The 18,512-nt window shown below is 40.8% G+C and carries 22 protein-coding genes; 5 read left to right on the forward strand and 17 right to left on the reverse strand.

Going from position 1 to position 18,512, the window contains the following annotated elements; genetic code table 11:
- Positions 1-48: 48 nt before the first annotated feature.
- Genes araA through MHH68_RS11845 form a run of 3 tightly spaced genes read right to left on the reverse strand, consistent with a single transcriptional unit; the run spans position 49 to position 3,811 of the window.
- A complete protein-coding gene (gene araA, locus MHH68_RS11835; RefSeq protein WP_339163211.1) occupies positions 49-1,470 on the reverse strand; it encodes an L-arabinose isomerase in 1,422 nt (473 codons plus the stop codon).
- A 17-nt stretch (positions 1,471-1,487) separates the two neighbouring features.
- Positions 1,488-2,192, reverse strand: a complete 705-nt coding sequence (locus MHH68_RS11840) for an L-ribulose-5-phosphate 4-epimerase (protein WP_058014614.1) — start codon at positions 2,190-2,192, stop codon at positions 1,488-1,490.
- Positions 2,186-3,811, reverse strand: a complete 1,626-nt coding sequence (locus MHH68_RS11845; RefSeq protein WP_339163213.1) for an FGGY-family carbohydrate kinase — start codon at positions 3,809-3,811, stop codon at positions 2,186-2,188. Before MHH68_RS11845 ends, MHH68_RS11840 begins: the two co-directional genes overlap by 7 nt.
- Before the next feature lie 272 nt (positions 3,812-4,083).
- On the opposite strand from MHH68_RS11845, the gene MHH68_RS11850 reads away from it, so the two are divergent.
- Positions 4,084-5,184, forward strand: a complete 1,101-nt coding sequence (locus tag MHH68_RS11850; RefSeq protein ID WP_339163216.1) for a GntR family transcriptional regulator — start codon at positions 4,084-4,086, stop codon at positions 5,182-5,184.
- A gap of 32 nt (positions 5,185-5,216) precedes the next feature.
- Here the strand turns inward: MHH68_RS11850 and MHH68_RS11855 are convergent, their stop codons facing one another.
- The 13 genes from MHH68_RS11855 to MHH68_RS11915 all read right to left on the reverse strand — a co-directional run bounded on the left by MHH68_RS11855 (position 5,217) and on the right by MHH68_RS11915 (position 14,370).
- On the reverse strand, positions 5,217-5,942 hold the full coding sequence (locus tag MHH68_RS11855) for a DsbA family oxidoreductase (RefSeq protein WP_339163219.1): 726 nt from the start codon (positions 5,940-5,942) through the stop codon (positions 5,217-5,219).
- A gap of 140 nt (positions 5,943-6,082) precedes the next feature.
- On the reverse strand, positions 6,083-6,640 hold the full coding sequence (gene hxlB / locus MHH68_RS11860; protein ID WP_339163222.1) for a 6-phospho-3-hexuloisomerase: 558 nt from the start codon (positions 6,638-6,640) through the stop codon (positions 6,083-6,085).
- Positions 6,637-7,269 (reverse strand): 3-hexulose-6-phosphate synthase, encoded by a 633-nt coding sequence (gene hxlA / locus MHH68_RS11865; protein WP_003216301.1) that lies wholly within the window; start codon positions 7,267-7,269, stop codon positions 6,637-6,639. Before hxlA ends, hxlB begins: the two co-directional genes overlap by 4 nt.
- A 338-nt stretch (positions 7,270-7,607) precedes the next feature.
- Positions 7,608-7,964 (reverse strand): winged helix-turn-helix transcriptional regulator, encoded by a 357-nt coding sequence (locus MHH68_RS11870; protein ID WP_029708013.1) that lies wholly within the window; start codon positions 7,962-7,964, stop codon positions 7,608-7,610.
- A 76-nt stretch (positions 7,965-8,040) separates the two neighbouring features.
- On the reverse strand, positions 8,041-8,910 hold the full coding sequence (locus tag MHH68_RS11875) for an alpha/beta hydrolase (RefSeq protein ID WP_339163224.1): 870 nt from the start codon (positions 8,908-8,910) through the stop codon (positions 8,041-8,043).
- A 53-nt stretch (positions 8,911-8,963) separates the two neighbouring features.
- Positions 8,964-9,341 carry a hypothetical protein gene (locus MHH68_RS11880; protein ID WP_268496833.1) on the reverse strand — a complete coding sequence of 126 codons (378 nt, stop codon included), beginning with the start codon at positions 9,339-9,341 and terminating at the stop codon, positions 8,964-8,966.
- Positions 9,342-9,359: 18 nt separating this feature from the next.
- Positions 9,360-9,707: a YxiJ family protein gene (locus tag MHH68_RS11885; RefSeq protein WP_339163227.1), complete on the reverse strand. Its 348-nt coding sequence runs from the start codon at positions 9,705-9,707 to the stop codon at positions 9,360-9,362.
- A 58-nt stretch (positions 9,708-9,765) separates the two neighbouring features.
- Positions 9,766-10,164, reverse strand: a complete 399-nt coding sequence (locus tag MHH68_RS11890; RefSeq protein ID WP_339163230.1) for a hypothetical protein — start codon at positions 10,162-10,164, stop codon at positions 9,766-9,768.
- A gap of 47 nt (positions 10,165-10,211) precedes the next feature.
- Positions 10,212-10,688: a hypothetical protein gene (locus tag MHH68_RS11895; RefSeq protein ID WP_339163232.1), complete on the reverse strand. Its 477-nt coding sequence runs from the start codon at positions 10,686-10,688 to the stop codon at positions 10,212-10,214.
- A gap of 93 nt (positions 10,689-10,781) precedes the next feature.
- Positions 10,782-11,378: a hypothetical protein gene (locus MHH68_RS11900; RefSeq protein WP_339163234.1), complete on the reverse strand. Its 597-nt coding sequence runs from the start codon at positions 11,376-11,378 to the stop codon at positions 10,782-10,784.
- Between the two features lie 152 nt (positions 11,379-11,530).
- Entirely contained in the window at positions 11,531-12,073 is a 543-nt protein-coding gene (locus MHH68_RS11905; RefSeq protein ID WP_339163237.1) for a hypothetical protein, read from the reverse strand.
- A gap of 218 nt (positions 12,074-12,291) precedes the next feature.
- Positions 12,292-13,080 carry a BPU family class D beta-lactamase gene (gene blaBPU, locus MHH68_RS11910; RefSeq protein ID WP_339163239.1) on the reverse strand — a complete coding sequence of 263 codons (789 nt, stop codon included), beginning with the start codon at positions 13,078-13,080 and terminating at the stop codon, positions 12,292-12,294.
- Positions 13,081-13,206: 126 nt separating this feature from the next.
- The gene (locus tag MHH68_RS11915) at positions 13,207-14,370 is read right to left on the reverse strand and encodes an acyl-CoA dehydrogenase family protein (RefSeq protein ID WP_323641142.1); all 1,164 of its coding nucleotides are present in this window, start codon (positions 14,368-14,370) and stop codon (positions 13,207-13,209) included.
- A 120-nt stretch (positions 14,371-14,490) separates the two neighbouring features.
- On the opposite strand from MHH68_RS11915, the gene MHH68_RS11920 reads away from it, so the two are divergent.
- The 4 genes from MHH68_RS11920 to MHH68_RS11935 are packed head-to-tail and all read left to right on the forward strand — an operon-like array spanning position 14,491 to position 17,557.
- Positions 14,491-15,279, forward strand: a complete 789-nt coding sequence (locus MHH68_RS11920) for an amino acid ABC transporter ATP-binding protein (protein ID WP_339163246.1) — start codon at positions 14,491-14,493, stop codon at positions 15,277-15,279.
- Positions 15,276-16,136: an amino acid ABC transporter substrate-binding protein gene (locus MHH68_RS11925; protein ID WP_339163249.1), complete on the forward strand. Its 861-nt coding sequence runs from the start codon at positions 15,276-15,278 to the stop codon at positions 16,134-16,136. The genes MHH68_RS11920 and MHH68_RS11925 overlap by 4 nt, the downstream gene beginning before the upstream one ends.
- Entirely contained in the window at positions 16,133-16,831 is a 699-nt protein-coding gene (locus tag MHH68_RS11930) for an amino acid ABC transporter permease (RefSeq protein ID WP_339163252.1), read from the forward strand. The genes MHH68_RS11925 and MHH68_RS11930 overlap by 4 nt, the downstream gene beginning before the upstream one ends.
- Positions 16,832-16,843: 12 nt before the next feature.
- Positions 16,844-17,557, forward strand: coding sequence for an amino acid ABC transporter permease (locus MHH68_RS11935; protein ID WP_144462682.1), 714 nt, complete (start codon positions 16,844-16,846; stop codon positions 17,555-17,557).
- Positions 17,558-17,593: 36 nt separating this feature from the next.
- Here MHH68_RS11935 and MHH68_RS11940 read toward each other — a convergent pair whose 3' ends face one another.
- Positions 17,594-18,424 carry a manganese catalase family protein gene (locus MHH68_RS11940; protein WP_058014596.1) on the reverse strand — a complete coding sequence of 277 codons (831 nt, stop codon included), beginning with the start codon at positions 18,422-18,424 and terminating at the stop codon, positions 17,594-17,596.
- Between the last annotated feature and the right edge of the window lie 88 nt (positions 18,425-18,512).

An 18,512-nucleotide genomic window follows, 5' to 3' on the forward strand; every position in this document is an offset into this window, starting at 1 on the left:
ATTTCATCCCGTGCTTCTACTGTAATCAGTAGAAGACCTTTCACCCTTCTATAAAACCACATATTCTGCACTCACAAGCTTTGCAAAATGAACAATTTGATCAACCGTTAAATTGAGGGATACGACTGTATGATGACCCCCGCCTTGCTTAATCCACGCTTTGACGCCATCCTGAAAATTCGGCTTGATTTTCCAGAGCACACGTGCAACCGGTAAATGAGGTGCTGCTTCCTCCGGCTCAAAGGCTTCGACTTCTTGTATGAGCCATTTGAAATGAGTCCCAAAGTCAGCAATAGAAACAACAACACCTTCCCCTGCTTTGCCATCAAACACAAGACGAGCTGGATCCTCCCTGTTTCCAATTCCAAGCGGAGATACGACAATGACAGGTTTCGTATGGGCGAGCGCCGGATCTACTTCTAACATATGAGATTGCAGCACTGCTTCCTGTCCAGAGGTCATTTCATACGTGTAGTCCTCCATAAAACCAGTGGATTGATGATGACTCATCACTTTTAATAACCGGTCCAGCGCAGCCGTTTTCCAATCGCCTTCACCCGCAAAGCCATATCCCTTTGCCATTAGCCGCTGTACCGCAAGTCCTGGCAACTGTTTCATTCCATGTAAATCTTCAAAGTTTGTCGTAAAGGCATTGTACCCGCCTTCATCTAAAAAGCGTTTGATAGCGATTTCATAGCGCGCTTGCACCTTCACACTTTTTTCCCATTCTTCGACTGAATATGTCCCATAATCCACATCATATTGCGATAAATACTCCGCAAATAATGCATCTACCTCTGCTTCTTCTACTGCATTCACATATTTGACGAGATCGCCTATACCAAAGTAATCAACCGTCCACCCTAACTGAATCTGGGCTTCGATTTTATCGCCTTCTGTGACAGCCACGTGGCGCATGTTGTCACCAAACCTAGCCACTTTAATCTGAAAGCTTTCATGATAGGCAGCTGCCACGTCCATCCAATCAGCGATTTGCTGCTGCACATCCGGCTTAGACCAATGACCGGCAACAATTTGATTTTCTTTATTTAAACGTGCATTGATATAGCCATATTCTCTGTCTCCATGTGCCGATTGATGAAGATTCATATAGTCCATGTCGATCGTGTCCCACGGAATCTTTTCATAATACTGTGTGACAAGATGCAAAAGAGGCTTCTGCAAAAGATTGGTCCCGCGTATCCACATTTTTGCCGGTGAAAATGTATGCATCCACGTCATGACGCCGACAACCTCATCACGATAATTGACCTCTTTCATCAGCTTTGTGATTTGATCCGCGCTGACAGCTAGCTCCTGCAAGATTACTGGATAAGGAAGTAAACCGCTCTCATTTAAGGCATCCGTCATCTTTTGTGCATCTGCTTTTACTTTCTGCAGTGCTTCATCTCCGTATAAATGCTGTGATCCGACAATAAACCAGCATTCTTTATGTTGACTTGTTAACATAGATATCCCTCTTTTCTTTATCTTGAAGGTTTTTGTCCGTAATACGCATGTTCTCCGTGTTTTCTTAAGTAATGTTTATCTAAAATTCGCTGCGGAAGAGGCTCCGCGTATTCATTTAATTGCTTTGCGAACAAATTCATTTTGGCGACTTCATCTAAAATCACACTGTTTGTGACCGCACTTTTTGCATCTTTCCCCCACGTAAATGGGCCGTGGCCTTGAAGCAAAACACCCGGCACCGCCATCACATCTAGGTTTCTTTTCCCAAACGTTTCGATGATCAGCCGGCCCGTTTCTACCTCATAACCGCGATTGACTTCTTCTTCTGTCAGAAATCGAGCACACGGAACAGCGCCGTAAAATGTATCGGCATGTGTTGTGCCCATTGCCTGTAAATCGAGACCTGCCTGTGCCCAAACGGTTGCCCACATGGAATGGCTATGTGAAATACCGCCAATTTCCTCAAAGTGTTTGTAAAGGACAGCATGTGTTGCTGTATCTGAAGAAGGACTGTATTCCCCTTCCACTACTTCACCGTCAAAATCGACCACAACCATGTCTTTCGCTGATAATTGATCATACGCTATCCCGCTAGGCTTAATAACAAATAGACCGCTGTCACGATCACACGCGCTGACATTGCCCCATGTGAATTTCACAAGTCCGTATTTTGGTAAATCTAAATTGGCTTCGTATACTTCTTCTTTTAAGCGTTCTAGCATACGGTTATCACTCCTTTCTTTGACATCAGATGTGCTACTGCCGCCTCTTCAATCGGAAGGCCATCTTGATAGCGCTTTAAAAATTCACCAAAGCCTTTGACATCAAGCGGATCGGGTTCTATCATTTCTTCTGATGTATCGGCAAACACTTGATGCGTGAGAAATTCAGCCAATGTTTGGTTTTGATGATGGATCATATAGGAAGCGAGGACAGCCATTCCAAACGCACCACCTTCTCCCGCGGTGGAAACGACTGATACAGGTGTATTAAGCGCTGCCGCCACCATTTTTTGACCAACGAGCGGTGTTTTAAATAACCCTCCATGTGCTAATAAACGATCAATCACAACATGTTCTTGTTCTTTTAAGCGATCCATCCCTATTTTCATTGCGCCAAAAGCAGAAAAAAGATGGGTACGCATGAAGTTAGCCAGATTAAAGCGGCTTTCAGCTGATCTGACAAAAAGAGGTCTTCCTTCTGGCAGTCTTGTAATATTTTCACCAGAATAATAGCCATAGCTTAAGAGTCCGCCGCCATCTGGATCTGCTTCTAACGCCTGCTGCAATAAAGCTTCGTATACCTTTTCTGATGCTACTTGCATACCCAATGCGTCAAATGCCTCTCTAAAGATATTCATCCAAGCATTTAAGTCACTTGTACAGTTGTTCGCATGAACCATTGCGACTGGCAGTCCGTCCGGCGTTGTGACCATATCCACCTCTGGATATACACCCTTTAGCTCCTGCTCTAGCACAATCATGGCAAAAACAGATGTCCCAACTGAAATGTTCCCTGTTCGTTTTTCTACACTGTTTGTTGCCACCATTCCCGTTCCGGCGTCACCTTCAGGGGGGCAAAATGGAATGCCTGGCCGCAAATGTTTGCCTTGATCTAAAATGGCTGCTCCTGCTGCCGTTAACACGCCAGCCTCCTCACCTGCTAAATAAACACGCGGCAGAAGATGACGAAGCCTCCATGGATAGCCTTTTTCTGCGATCAAGTCTTCAAATTGATGGAGCATTTCTTCATTGTAATCTTTCGTTTGTTCGTCAATTGGGAACATACCTGACGCATCCCCAATGCCAATGGCCTGCTTTCCTGTTAACAGCCAGTGAATGTATCCTGATAGGGTGGTCATATATTCTAAACGGGAAAGATGTTTTTCCTCTTCTAATATGGCTTGATACAAATGGGCAATGCTCCATCTTTCTGGAATATGAAATTGGAAAACATCCGTCAGTTTTTGACTCGCCTCAATGGTTGTGGCATTCCGCCATGTGCGAAATGGAACGAGGACCTCTCCTGTATGATCACATGCCACATAGCCATGCATCATCGCTGATACCCCAATTGAGCCAATGGTTTGAATGGTCACGCCATACCTTTGCTCGACTTGCTCTTTCATCTCTCGGTACGCTACTTGAAGACCTGTAATGATATCAATTAAGTTGTACGTCCAAATACCTTCCTGAAGAGAACTTTCCCATTCAAATGCACCTTGGGCAATTGGCTGAAACACTTCATCTATTAAAATGGCTTTAATTCGTGTTGAACCAAATTCAATCCCTAAAGATGTACGTCCTTCTTTTAAGGCTTTGGTCGTCTCTTCATGATTCATTCTGCGTTCACCTCCACGATTGATAGCGGTTTCAATTTTAATTTTCTAGATTCATTGATTCTCTGTGCACATTCACAATATAATATTTGTACGTACATATGTCAATAATAAATATAGTTGTACATACACAATGTGACAAAAACCGTACTTTTCTAAAGCTGAGACGACAGAAAGGGAAAGCGCCTGTTTTTGATTCGACAACCATGTTAAAATATGTCCATACAATTTCTTCTCAATCCGAGTAGATGATCAACTGAGAAAGAAGTGAAACGATGAAAAAGAAGTACCAGATCATTATCGATGATATAAAAAGCAAAATACTTACAGGAGATTATCGGATCGGGGAACGTATTCCAACTGAATCAAGCCTGCAGGAGATGTATCAAGTGAGCAGGCATACAGTTCGAAAGGCCATCTTAGAATTGTCGAGCGAAGGTTTTTTGCGAAGTGAGAAGGGTTCAGGCACATTTGTGACCAATCAATATCAAACAAAGCCTGCGGGACATGCGCATATGAAAACGATTGGTGTTATCACGACATACATATCCGATTACATTTTCCCTTCCATCATTCGAGGCATTGAAAGCCGATTAAACGAAGAGAACTATTCTTTGTTACTGGCGAGTACGAATAATGATGTAGAACAGGAGAAAAAAGCGCTCGAAATGATGCTGTCCTTTGGTGTGGACGGACTTATTGTCGAGCCGACGAAAAGTAATTTATATAATCCGAACATCTCGTACTATTTATCTTTTAAAGAACAGGATGTACCGCTCATTATGATCAATGCTTATTATGAGCAGTTAGAGGTTCCTTTTCTCTGCTTGGATGATGTGAAGTCCAGTTATTTAGCCACAAAAGAGCTGATTACCTCGGGGCATCAGCAAATTGGGTTCATTTCAAAAACAGATGATTTACAGGGAAAGTACCGAATGAAAGGCTATATTCAAGCGCTCGGTGAAGCGAAGCTTAATTTTCTGCCTGAGCACGTCCTCTTTTTCGATACAGAATCGAAGCAGCATTTGGGGGATGATATTAAAACTTTCTTATTAAAGCATCAGCATGAGCTGACTGCCCTTGTTTGCTATAACGATGAGGTTGGATTAGAGGTTGCCAATGTATGCAGTGACATCGGGCTGTCCATTCCAGAGGATCTCTCCATTATTGGGCAGGATAATTCATATATTGCCCAGAAAAATGCCCATGTGAAGCTGACAACACTGACGCACCCTCAGGAGCAAATGGGCCGGGATGCAGCAGACTGGATGATTAAAAAGGTGCAGGGGAAGAAGAATCTCCCTCATCAAACCTTTTATGAACCTGAATTGGTTCCAGGAGAAACGATCAAACAAATGCATGCAAGAAAAAAATGAGCCCTTGCCGCAAGAGGCTCATTTTTATATGATTAGATCTCTTCTTTAGGAGTAGGCACTGCGCATACACCATCTGCACATGCCGCTTCAAATGAATTAGAAGCCGCTTTATCAGCTTGAGCTGCTTCTTCTGTCCAAGCCGTTTCAAGTGCACGCAGGAATGTATCGGCTGGCTGTGCACCTGCCACTGAATACTTGTCATTGATCAAGAAAAACGGAACAGCATTGATACCAAGCTGTCTCGCTTCTTGTTCGTCTTTTCGGACATGATCGGCAAACTCTTCGCCACCTAAAATTTGCTGTACTTCCTGCAAATCAAGACCTGCTTTTTCTGCAATGTCTAAAAGGGTTTGACGATCACCAACATGCTTTCCATCTGTAAAGTATGCTTGAAACAGCTCAGTCATGACGAAATCACCTTTCCCCATTTGACCGGCATATTGCGCCAATCGATGGGCATCAAAGGTGTTTGTCAACACGAGTGGATCAAATTGAAAATCGATTCCTTTCTCTTTGCCGGCCTGCTTCACCTGCTCATTCATCGCCATGGCCTGGCTGCGGCTCATCCCATATTTTTTAACGAGCATATCATGAACATCATAATTGACCTCAGCAGGTGCATGTGGATCAAGCTCAAAGCTTTTAAACTCGATTTCTACCTGTTCCTTTTGAGGGAATTGTTCAAGCGCTGTTTCTAGTTGTTTTTTTCCTATATAACAAAAAGGACAGGCGATATCTGACCAGATTTGTACTTTCATGTTCATCTTCCTTTCGTGTTTACGCTTTTTCTTTGACGATGTAACAATTATAGTTACAACAAATCGGTTATGTCAAGATTCTGATCTTGATTGAAATGAAAAAGCCTCTCCTTTTAAGAAAGGAGAGGCTTTGAAAATGACTATTCTAAATTGGCATGGTGACCATACATTGTCTGTGTGTCGAGCTTTTTCATTTCCATTAACCGCAAAATAACCGCATCGTATGTCAGAAGAAGCGACTGCTCAAATAGCGAGCCCATTGGCTGAATGGTATGATGGCTTCCTTCCTGTTGATCCTTCGGCGCACCTGACAGTAAGATGACTTCATCCGATAGATCAGCTAGAGGTGACTGAGCAGAAAGCGTAAAAGTTGCCACTTTTCCGCCAATTGCTTTTGCTTTTTTTGCAAGGACAAGCAAGGTCTCTGTACGGCCAGAGCCGCTCCCGACAATCAAGAGATCTTCTTCTGTAAAGGAAGGTGTATTGGTTTCACCGATCACATACGCCTTGACGCCAATATGCGTGAGTCTCATGGCAAATGATTTTCCCATCAAACCAGACCTGCCAGCCCCTGTCACAAAGACCTTTCTTGTAGTTAAAATGCTTGAGACAAGCCGCTCTGCTTGTTCGTCTTGAATAGCGGGCGAGTGCTCAGAAAGCTCATTTAAAATGGCTTTCACATAGTCACTGGTTTTCATGATTGTGCGATCAGCTGCTTCATTTGTGCGGCCACTTCTGCTTTATTGTCCTGGCTTGCGATACCACCGCCGACAATGATTAAATCAGGATTTAATTTCACGACTTCAGGTAACGTATCAAGCTTAATTCCGCCTGCAATGGCTGTTTTCGCTTGTTTGACGACTTGTTTAATGGTCATAAGGTCAGCAAATGAGTTTTGACCAACCGCTTGCAGATCATAGCCCGTGTGCACACAAATATAATCGACTCCAAGTTCATCCAGCTCCTTTGCCCGGCCTGCGATATCTTTGATGCCAATCATATCAACTAAAATTTGTTTTCCTCTTGCTTTCGCTTCTTTCACCGCTCCTTGAATGGACATATCTTCTGCCGCTGCAAGAATGGTGACGATATCTGCTCCAGCTTCGGATGCCTGCTGCACTTCATAGCCGGCAGCATCCATTATTTTCAGATCGGCGAGTACACGTAAGTTTGGAAATGCCTGTTTCACTTCTTTAACGGCACGCAAGCCTTCGTTGATCACAACAGGTGTTCCAATTTCGACTACATCGATCGATCCTTCTACTTCTTTAATCAGCTCAATCGCTTCTGGTATATTCACTAAATCTAATGCTAATTGTAATTTCATGAACGTTCACTCCTATTTTTTCATCTCATCTTCAAGAGCTCCGTGGATAGAGCTTCTTGCACGATGAAATGAGTATAACAACAGGATGGAAGCAATCCAAGTACGCACTTTTTTTTTACATACTATACTTTTTCGCATATGGTTACAAAAAAGACACTGTCTTTTCGACCAGTATGTCAGCGAGCGCACAAACCCTCGCATTCGGTGTCATGTCTGTGTTCTGATGCCGCTCCGGTACTCGGCCTTCCTAGACTGCAAAGGTTTTCAAGTCACGCTAAAAAAAAGACAAAGAGCTAAAATAAAGTGATTTTAGCTCTTTGTCTACATCGGTCATCTTTCTATTTATCATCCTTTAAAAAATTGCTGTCGAGATATTGTTTTCCCCAATCATACATCGCCTCTAAAATCGGCATTAAGCTTTCTCCTAATTCTGTGAGAGAATACTCAACCTTTGGCGGAACGACAGGATAAACCTCCCGGTGCACAATGTGATCTTCCTCTAATTCTCTTAGCTGATTGACAAGCATTCTTTGCGTAATCCCAGGCATTAACGACTTTAACTCACCAAAACGTTTTGTCCCTTCTCTGCCAAGGTGCCATAAAATCAGCATTTTCCACTTACCGCCGATAATATTCAGCGTCAGCTCTTTTTCGCAATTGAACACTTTATTTTCCATACGTGATGACAACAACATTCACTCCTATCATTACAAACCATTTACCCTTTATCATATACTGCGGCAAAATGAATTGCCTAGCATACGGTCTTTGTTATTGATTTTGTTTTTTGACAAAAGCCATCACAGCCTTTGTCATATCTTGCGCTTCTTTTGGCGCCCTGTCTGATCCAAACCATTTATTCAGATCACTATGGCTTAACGTATGAACCCGAAAAACAAACCGAGAGCCTTTATCATGATTTAGTTTTTCTGCAAATCGGTACACCTCAGGATTTTCCCAGCCTGTAACCAAATAGACGGGAGGTACATTCTTTTGATTCATATAAGTGACAGGTGATGCCTTTGTCCAATTCTCCTCTTGTTTTCCAAAGACTTTTTTGTACGATGGGATGGCTTGTATAAATTGATTGAGGTTTAACGGTCCGTCTAAAATCACAATGGAATTAATCGTTTTTGGCGACAACCCCACACGCTTTAAGTAAGTCGAATCTGTGGCAACCAGCGCCGTCAAATGACCGCCCGCTGAGTGACCCATGACATTGATTTTTGATGAATCGATTTGATATTCATACGCATGATCCTTCACCCACTTAATGGCGTTTGCCGTATCATCTGCCATCTGCTCATAGTTGGCATCAGGGTGAAGCCTGTAATTCATTGAAACAAACACATATCCTTGACCCGTAAAATAATCAGCTTTTGAAGCGACTCTATTCTTATCGCCGCCTGTCCAGCCGCCGCCATGGAGATAGATCATGACTGGATGCTTTTTCTTTTTGTCTTCATCTTTGCCCTTTGGCATATACATATCGAGTGTTTGCTGTTTGTTTTGTGTGTCTGCATAATGGATATTCGTCGTCGGCTTAGGCTGGTTGAAACGGAACACAAAGAATGCGCATACCAATAATCCAGCGATGACCGCCGCAAATAAAAGCCACTTCATCATTCGATTCAATGTCATTGCACCTTTCTATGTTGGGATGGGGAAGCATCATTCGCACATATGTAGAGAGACTAGGCTGATTCATTTGATACGACTTGTATGACTTGAACCGTTTCACAATAAAAAGAAAAATACTGTTCTTCATAATCTTCGACAAAGTAATTCAAATATTCCCAGCCTCTATCCAAAAGTTGAATGTTCAATATAATATGGTCATCGTTTGTTAACTCCAAATCTTTGATTTGAACAGAAGAGACATTAGTGAATTTCAGACGAATGTCTGCTTGTAGATTCGGGGATTCATATGGGATGTGCAGAACAATACAGTTGATCAAGTCGTAATGTTCATTATACTCTTTAAAGTAGTGAAATTCATTGATTTGCTTTAGATGGTTGATATTGAAATCGGGGATTTGTTTCTGGATTTTTTCATTTAAAAACCATGTCATCGTTTATCCTCCAAGAGGTTATTGTATAAGTACAATGATTCGTTTTCTTGTTTCTTCATGGTATTGAACATAGGAATGCAATAAAGGATAAGATTCAAGGATCTGTTGATACGTTTTGATTTGGGGATATTGCTCTTCAAATGACTGACGCAGCACGTTTAACTGTTTTTTCGGTATTCGTTTATGATCGATCACATAACTTAAGCTGCCTGCAACAAGTGAAAAAAACATATAAAAATCATCTGAGTACATACCAGTTTCTTCTTCAAAAGAGATGATATCATCTGGATAAGATGAATCTAATAAGTATTGATAACGTTGTTTTACATCATCGAATAAACCTTGTTTATCACGGCTGATTTTCATGAATTTTCCCCAATCTCTCATTGTTTTTAATTCTTATTTAGACGCTAATGAGATCTTCCTATACACTGCAAATAAATTCTTGTGAATCGAAACATACGTTTTTCGATTCTATTGCGAGTAACATCCCATTGATGTTAAATAGAAAATTTGCATTTGAATCAAATTCTTCAAGAAGTACATTTTTAAGGTTCCCTATCCCTTGAGGGTGGTAGCTGCATTCGAAAATTTGCCAATTCATCTCTTCTTGTATCAATTCTTCAAATCTATCATTACCTTCACCCCCATTATAATAAAGACTCGCCACATTCATAAATCGCAATTCATGTTGAGTAACTTTATTTAATTCTGATACTTTTACGCTCAGTATTAATTCTTTATGAAACAAATCAAATGTGACTCCAAGTACATTACAACCACCATCTAGATAATCGATCCATTTTTGTACACTATTAAACATCTCATTCACTCTCCTATTTTTTCAGGATGAACTCTATTCTTATCATGTCACGGAGTTTGTAAATATTCTTCAAATGAAATAAAGTTCGCTTTTTTTCGAAATTCGCTTAAGATATTCTGATCTCCCGTAAAAATAACATCTGTCGAATCAAAAAAACCGATTTCAAACACGGCTTGAGGGATAACGGGTGTATAATTCACGTTCCAATATCGTTCATTATCTTCAATTTGAGGTATTGAACTGATATTCAAATGATCTACATGACGAGGCAATGCGGTCAAAACAGCGAAAATAAAAGAATAAGAATAGTCATGTAAGAATTTTTTAAAATGTTCACCCTTCAGAAATAAAAAATCCGTGTAATCCGGCATGACTTCTGAATGAGATTGATTATTCCGTTTATGAAGCATTGAGAGTGTCACATCACTTATGACCCAATGATACTCTTCTACGTTTAAATTGATTTTCTTTATTAATTCATTTACTTCGAATAGATTTTTCTCTTTTGCTAATACGATTCTCATTACTTGCTCCACCTCACCGATTTAAAACATCAGACGAAACTAAAAATATTCCACAGTATCAAAATCAGAACACGTAGTTTTATGTAAAATTTATTATTTAGTTTTATAATTTCGAATCAGTTCTTTTTTAAAATCATCAGGAAGTTTTTGATTCGGAAATACAACTGAAATCCAGCCTAATACTACCTCATCTAAAGTTCTCCACGTTTTTAACAACTGTTTATTCATCTGTTCTAATTGATGAATCGCTAATACTCCTATCTCATAACCTCTTTCGCCATAAATGATCCATTTCGCAGAAGGAGAAACCCATATCACACGTGAAGCAATATCCATTATGCTATCATTTACACTCTCTATCGGATAATCCGTTAAGAGATCGAGGTAATCACTTGGCGTGAGGTTTAACGGAATTTTCACCCAAGGATAATAACCAAAATCATGATAATAATCATCCATGCTCTGCTGCTCATCTAATACAGCCATGAGTATATAGTCATCATGATGATTCAAAGCTAAACCTTTTAACATTTCCCAGCTATCATCTGATAACAACCAATGGAATTCTTCGAATAAATAATGAGGGATTTTTGTTTTCAACACTTGATTAGGGAATGTCTTTGTCCTGTGAACGAGCGAATCAACAAACGATAGAACATGTTCAAGTTCTTTTGGATCGGATATAAACAAATGTTTTTATGCTCCTTTCATATCTTCGGGTGGAACTATCATCAGTCAGTCATTAATACTCCATTTCAACGCTTGTAACATGACGCATAATGAGATAGCATTTGAGTGATATAGTCATCGAAAGTTTTTTGATCCTTCAATAATCCTTCAAATCAATTTGCTAAAGCATGGTGATCCATTGGTTTCCATCTTTCTTTCAATAACCTATTTTTCACAGAATCTTTTGTTGATACCATTCCTATGATACAAATTTCCATATCTCTATCTGCCCAAATCGCCCACTTCAAAGAATGCGATAGCCAGACCACTATATACGAATTCGTTATGATATCATCCGCTATAGACTCTTTTGGGTGCGTCCACAGTGCATTTACATAATCCTCACTTGAAATGTTCACACTCGTTTTCAGCCAATTATAATACCCAAATTCCTTCAAATAATATTCGGCTGGATCTGGTTGAAGGACTGCAGTTAAAAATTCTCTATCTTGTGTAACAGTTGATAACTCTTTAATGGTTGGTAAAATATCATCACTCAATGCCCAATCAAACTCTTGAAACAAAAAACAATCAAATGTCTTACGGAAGACTTGTTGTGGTAGCTCTTTATTTGTGTCAAACACATGGTCTACTAAATTCTGATAGAATTTGAATTCTTTTTCTGAACGAATAAATAAGTCTTCAAGCCGTTTCAAACAACTACCTCCACTCTTGTTGAAATAATCGGTTTTAATTCTTCCTCTATATCTTCTTTTAATGTTTGAATTTCAATTGGACAATTTTATTGATGATTTGTTTTTTACAATCCGCATGGAATTTTTCAATATTTTTCTATAAATATACCATACTTTCAAACTAATCCATATATCATCAACTTATCAATATATCCCCTTTTTCACATTAAAAAAGCACCCTAAACGGATGCTTCCATCAAATGATATTTTTTCAAAATGCGATAGGTGATGTCTTTTGCTTCTATGCCGGTGCCTTTGATATTTGTGGCGAAAATGTAGGTTTTATTTTCATGTTTGATAAAGCCTACGTACCAGCCGATGCCTGATCCCGAGCCTGTTTTTCCGTATAGGGTGGCGTATTTCTCTTCTTCTTGCACCATCATTCGTTTAACTGTTCTCATGTTCTTTAGGTCAAATGGAAGAGTCTCTTCATATAGCTGTTTGAGGAAACGAACTTGTTCGATAGGAGAAATTCGCAGGGTGCTGCTTAACCAAAATTGATCGATTCCGCCAGATATGTCTTTGTTCCCATAATGAATGGCCTTCACCCAATGATTCATACGTTCTTCTCCAATGTCACGTGCCATGGCTTGATAGTACCAGACGACTGAATCTCTCATTCCAGAGCCTAATGTATGATCTCTATTCCAGCTGTCAATCTCTCTTTTTACACCATCCCAATATTTGATGTCGTATTCATCTCTCACTGCGCCTGTTTGGAGTCCGATTAAGGCATTTGCTATCTTAAATGTCGATTGAGGTGCAAAGCGCTCTTTCGCTCTTTTTTTGTTATACACCCATGGGGACTTTTCTTTTACTTCTTGAATCACAAACGTGCCTTTCCGATTTTTAAAGAATTCATCTACTGACCACGCTGATGATCTTGCTTCAGTTGATGAAGGCTGGCTGATCCAAAGTGCCATCAGCATGATGCCAGAAAACAGCCATTTTATATAATTTTTCTTCAAAACAATCGCTCCTTTTCTCATGATTCCCATGATTGTAGCATGCTTAAGCGATGGGACATAAGGTACGCTTGTCCTCTTTTCTTTCAAATAAAAAAAGCCGGTTTTTATCCGACTTTTTGCTGTATATTAGCTCTCTTTTTTCTCTTGAATGGCCTGTTTCGCCATTTTTGATATCGTCATATCGTCCATTGGCGGGTTATGAAGCCCGGCACGAATATCTCGATAGTAACGCTGCAGTGGACAATCTAGGCTTAAGCTTTTCGCACCGACTAAACGCATAGCTTTATCGACAACTTGCAAACTATGATTAACGACGGTATGCTTCACAGCACCAAATTCATTAATTAACAGCTCTCTTTTTTCTGGCTTTTCATACAATGTGGTCGTTGAGTAGATGACGTGGCGTGCTTGCTTTAATAGTAAGTCGATTTCACCAATCAGCGTTTGGACATTTGGCAGGTCACTAATTGTGCCGTTGATGCTGTTCGGTGAATGGGTGATGGCATATTGAACAGCATAATCTCTTGCTGCTTGCGCAATGCCTAAATAGCAGGATGGAATATGTGCAATCCAAGGATTTAGCGTACCACCGCGCGGCCCTTTTTGCACCTCAACAAGCATGTCATCTGAAACCTTCACCTGATCTAAAATTAAATCATGACTTTCAGTTCCTCTCATCCCCACAACATTCCACGTTTCTTCTATTGAAACACCTTCAGTCTCGCGATGAATTAAGAAGAAGCCCATTGCCTCTTTTTCTTCAATCCATACGCCGACTAAAAAGTATGTAAGTGCTGGTGACATCGTTGTGAAAATTTTACGTCCATTGATGATCCACTCATTACCTGATCTAGTGGCTGTTGTCCCAGGCTTCCCGCCTCTTGTTGGACTGCCTGTCTGCGCCTCGCTCACAGCACGGTTGACAAGGGCGCCCTTCTTCACTTCTTTCGCAAAGAATTGCAGCTGTTGCTCATTCCATTGTTTCTTTTCGAAGATTTCGCCTACAACCCCTTGATGCCAGCCGATAGATAAGGCAGTCGCTCCGTCCATACTGCCGAGCGTTTCTTGAAACAGAACCATATCCTTCACAGATTGACCTCCGCCTCCGTATTCAGCAGGAAGAGACAACGTGGTATAGCCCATCTCTACTAATGATTCAATATTTTTTTCAGGAAAATAAGCACCTTCATCATGTTCTTTTGCCGCTTGTTCGATCGTTTCACGAAGAGATTCCAGCTGATTGAGCCATGTTTTTTGAAAATCGGTATCGACAAATAATGCTTTAGACAAAACGTATCCAACTCCTCTGTTTCTCACAATCTATCATATCTGATTTTTCCAATCGGAATAAATAAAACACACTTTACTTATAGGATTTAATGTGTTAAATTTTATCAATATTAAGTACATATGTCAAAGGAACGTGATGTTTTTATGATTTCAGCTACTAATCTACATAAATCCTATGGGTCAACCCATGTGTTAAAAGGCATTGATTTCACCGTACAAGAAGGTGAAGTGGTCGCCATTATTGGACCGAGCGGATCAGGAAAAACTACACTTCTCCGCAGCTTAAACAGCCTTGATATTCCAGACAAAGGAGAGCTGACAGTTGGTGAAGCCACGATTCAATTTGAACGATATCATAAAAAAGATCTGCTAAAACTCAGACAGCAATCTTCCATGGTGTTTCAGCATTATCACTTGTTTCAGAATAAACGTGCACTTGAAAATATTACAGAAGGATTGATCGTGTCTCAAAACATGTCTAAAAAAGAAGCAGAAAAGGTCGGAGAGCAATTTTTAACGCGGATTGGACTGCTTCATAAAAAGGATGCATTTCCGAGTGAATTATCTGGTGGTCAGCAGCAGCGAATTGGCATAGCCCGCGCTCTTGCGATGAATCCTTCAGTGCTCTTGTTTGATGAACCTACGTCGGCACTGGACCCAGAGATGGTAGGAGAAATTCTTGAAATGATCAAAGATATTGCGAGCCAAGGGATGACAATGGTCATTGTGACGCATGAAATTTCTTTTGCAAAGGACGTGGCGGATACGGTGATCTTTATGGCAGATGGCGAAATCGTTGAAAAAGGCTCACCGGAAGACGTCCTATTGAAGCCACAGCATGAACGAACGAAACAATTTTTATCAAGAATTCATCGCGGCATGTGGCAAGAATCGGAGAAAGACAAATGAAGCAAAGAACAGCATTCATGATGTCCGGAGTCTTTCTGTTATTTCTTTTTCTGATGGGCTGTAGCAGTGTGAAAACCACGACAGATGATGGTAGGAAAATTGTAAAAGTCGCACTAAGTGCAGAGGTCAATCCACCCTTTTTAGCAACAAATGACCGAAACGAACCAATTGGCTATAACATTGATTATTTAAATGAAGTGGAAAAGAGGCTTCCTCACGTACATTTTGATTACATTTTTGGCGAGGAAGAATCGAATTTAATTGGTGTAGGCGCAGGGAAGTTTGAAATGGCGGCTAATTGGTTTTTTAGTAATCCTGAACGTGAAAAGCGTTTCCTTTACCCTAAGGTTCCGTATGGCTATTCGATGACAGGTTTAATTGTGAATGAATCAGACAAGGAGATTCGATCGCTTGATGATATGACATCTAAAAAGCTGGCTCCTGTCAGCCCTAGCGGAGGCTTGCGTTCGATTTTAAATCAATATAATAAAGAACATGATCCGGATATTCCGCTAACGACTATTGAGAGCCCTTCAAATGAGCTTAACTTAAAGCGCGTTGAAAGTGGACGGTCAGATGCAGCATTTATGAACATTTCAACCTTTGATACCATTCAAAAGCATTTAAATCTAAAGGTCAAAGTTGGAGGCATTGTGTCAAAGGAGCCTATCTATCTTGTCTTTCAGCCAAGCGAGAAGAAGCTTGCAAAAGATTTGGACCGGATCACACAAGAGATGATTGATGATGGAACACTACCTAAACTGGCGAAAAAGTGGTTTGGGGTTGATTTCTTTCAAGATATTGATGACATCTCAGAGCAAGGCGATCAAAATGAAGAAAGGAAGGAAGCGTCATGACGTTTACAGCTGGAGATTGGCTGGGCATTTTTTTACAGGTGATTGAACGCCTGCCACTTACTTTTCTCATGATTATCGTGTCATTGTTTTTTGCCATCATCATCGGCTTGCTATTTGCATGTATTCGTATTAAACAAGTCCCAGTGCTGAAGCAATTGGCTGTTATTTATTTATCTTTTACACGGAGTACGCCTTTAATTGTTCAGCTTTTCTTGATTTATTTTGGACTGCCTCAGCTTTTGCTTGTGGCAGGGATTCAAATCAATCACTGGGATCGTGTGTTATTTGTGATGATGACGTTTTCTTTACATACGGGGGCTTATTTATCTGAAGTTTTTCGCAGTGCGTATTCATCTGTCGGGAAGGATCAGCTGGAGGCCGCCTACATTGTTGGGATGACAGATACACAGGCGTTGATCAGGATCATTATCCCGCAGGCCTTTCTCATTGCACTGCCGAACCTCGGAAATTACACCATTGATCTTGTGAAAGACACAGCAATTGCCTTTACAATCGGACTCATTGATATGATGGGACAGGTAAAGATCATTTTGGGAAATAACTACGGAATCGGTATGTTTGAGGTGTATGTGATCATTGCGATTGTGTATTGGCTTATTTGCATGAGTATTGAACTGATCACCATGCTGCTTGAAAGGAAATTTGTAAAAGGCCGCACCAGCCTGTCACGTTAAGGAGGCGATTTGATGCAAACCATCGATATTCCATTTGCGATTGACCAAGTACCTCATATTTTAAAAGGCGTTCCTTTCACCTTATTGATTGCACTCGTTTCCATGGCTGTAAGTCTGATGATTGGATCTGTTTTTGCTTTCATTCGTCTCTTCCGCATTCCTTTACTCAGACAGCTTGTGACGCTCTATGTCTCCTTTTTTAGAGGAACGCCTCTTATTGTTCAGTTGTTCGCTTTCTTTTATGGACTTCCTTTTGTTCTAACCAAAATGAGCGGTACATTCGGGCTGACTTTTCATCAAGACATGGTCTCCCCATTAGCTGTTGCTCTTATTACATTCAGCCTCCATTCAGCTGCCCATTTAACAGAGGTTGTTCGGAGTGCACTTCTTGCGGTAGACAAAGGGCAGCTTGAAGCAGCAAAAATTGTGGGGATGACAACACGCCAAGCGATGATGCGCATTATTTTGCCGCAGGCATTTGTGGTAGCCCTGCCGAACTTAGGCAATCAGCTCATTCAGCTATTAAAAGCCACCTCTCTTTCGTTTACGATTGGAGTACTTGAAATCATGGGGATTTCCCGAATCATTGCGAACGACGGCTATCAGTTTTTAGAAACGTATCTCGTCTCTGCTATGATCTATTGGCTGCTGAGCATTTTCTTTGAACTCGCTTTTGCCTTGTTAGAGAAACGTGTCAGTGTGTACGGAAGATCTCTCGGACGTTAAAAAAGCCGGTCAGGCTCAAATCCTGATCGACTTTTTTTATTCGCCTTTTTTCGGTGTGTTAAACAGTTCCTTTGGTGCGGGTTTTAGTTTTGGTGCAGAACCAAACACGACTGGTGCAGAAATATATCTAAACTCCCCTTTTCCATCCATGCTTCGGCCATGTGCCCATCTGCCTTCCTTACTTGCTTCCCCTCTTGAGAAGTTAAACAGATCATAGGATACTTGCTGTTTTTCTAGTGAGCGCGGGAAGGTGGTTGGTACGACGACATCCCCTTCTCGTTCTTCTAATTCTTTAATCGCCGCAATCCACATATTTTGATGATATGTATCTCGAGCAATAAGAAAAGAAAGCATATCCTTCACGCCTCGATCATCGGTCATTTCGTAGAGCCTTGTGACCTGAAGTCTCCCTTGTGATTCTGCATTTAAATTGGCTCTAAAATCAGCCATTAAATTTCCGCTTGCAATGATATACTTAGCATTCCACGGATATCCTTGACTATCCGCTGCCATGGCTCCTAAACCGGCAACAATTGCATGCTGAGGATTCATTCCGCCCATAACAGCTGCAAGTGCTGGATCACTTTCATACGCCTGTTCTTGTTCTTTAACAGGTGCTTTATCAAGTAAACGAGCGATCATCGTCGCAAGCATTTCCACATGACCAATTTCCTCTGTCCCTATGTCAAACAATAAATCTCTATATTTTTGATCTGCTCGACAATTAAAGCCTTGAAATAAATATTGCATCATGACGCTGATCTCACCATATTGACCGCCTAATACCTCCTGCAATTTTTTTGCATAAACTGGATCAGGCTTTGAGGGCTTTGCTTCATATTGCAGTTCTTTGATGTGATAAAACATGATGTCATCTCCCTTATCAAAAACATCTTTTCATTTATCACTATTCAACCGCATGCCTCTTTATGAAAAGGAGCAATCATGTGCATAA

Origin of the sequence: Bacillus sp. FSL K6-2841 (assembly GCF_037976435.1) — a bacterium.
In the GTDB taxonomy this organism is placed as follows: domain Bacteria; phylum Bacillota; class Bacilli; order Bacillales; family Bacillaceae; genus Bacillus; species Bacillus pumilus.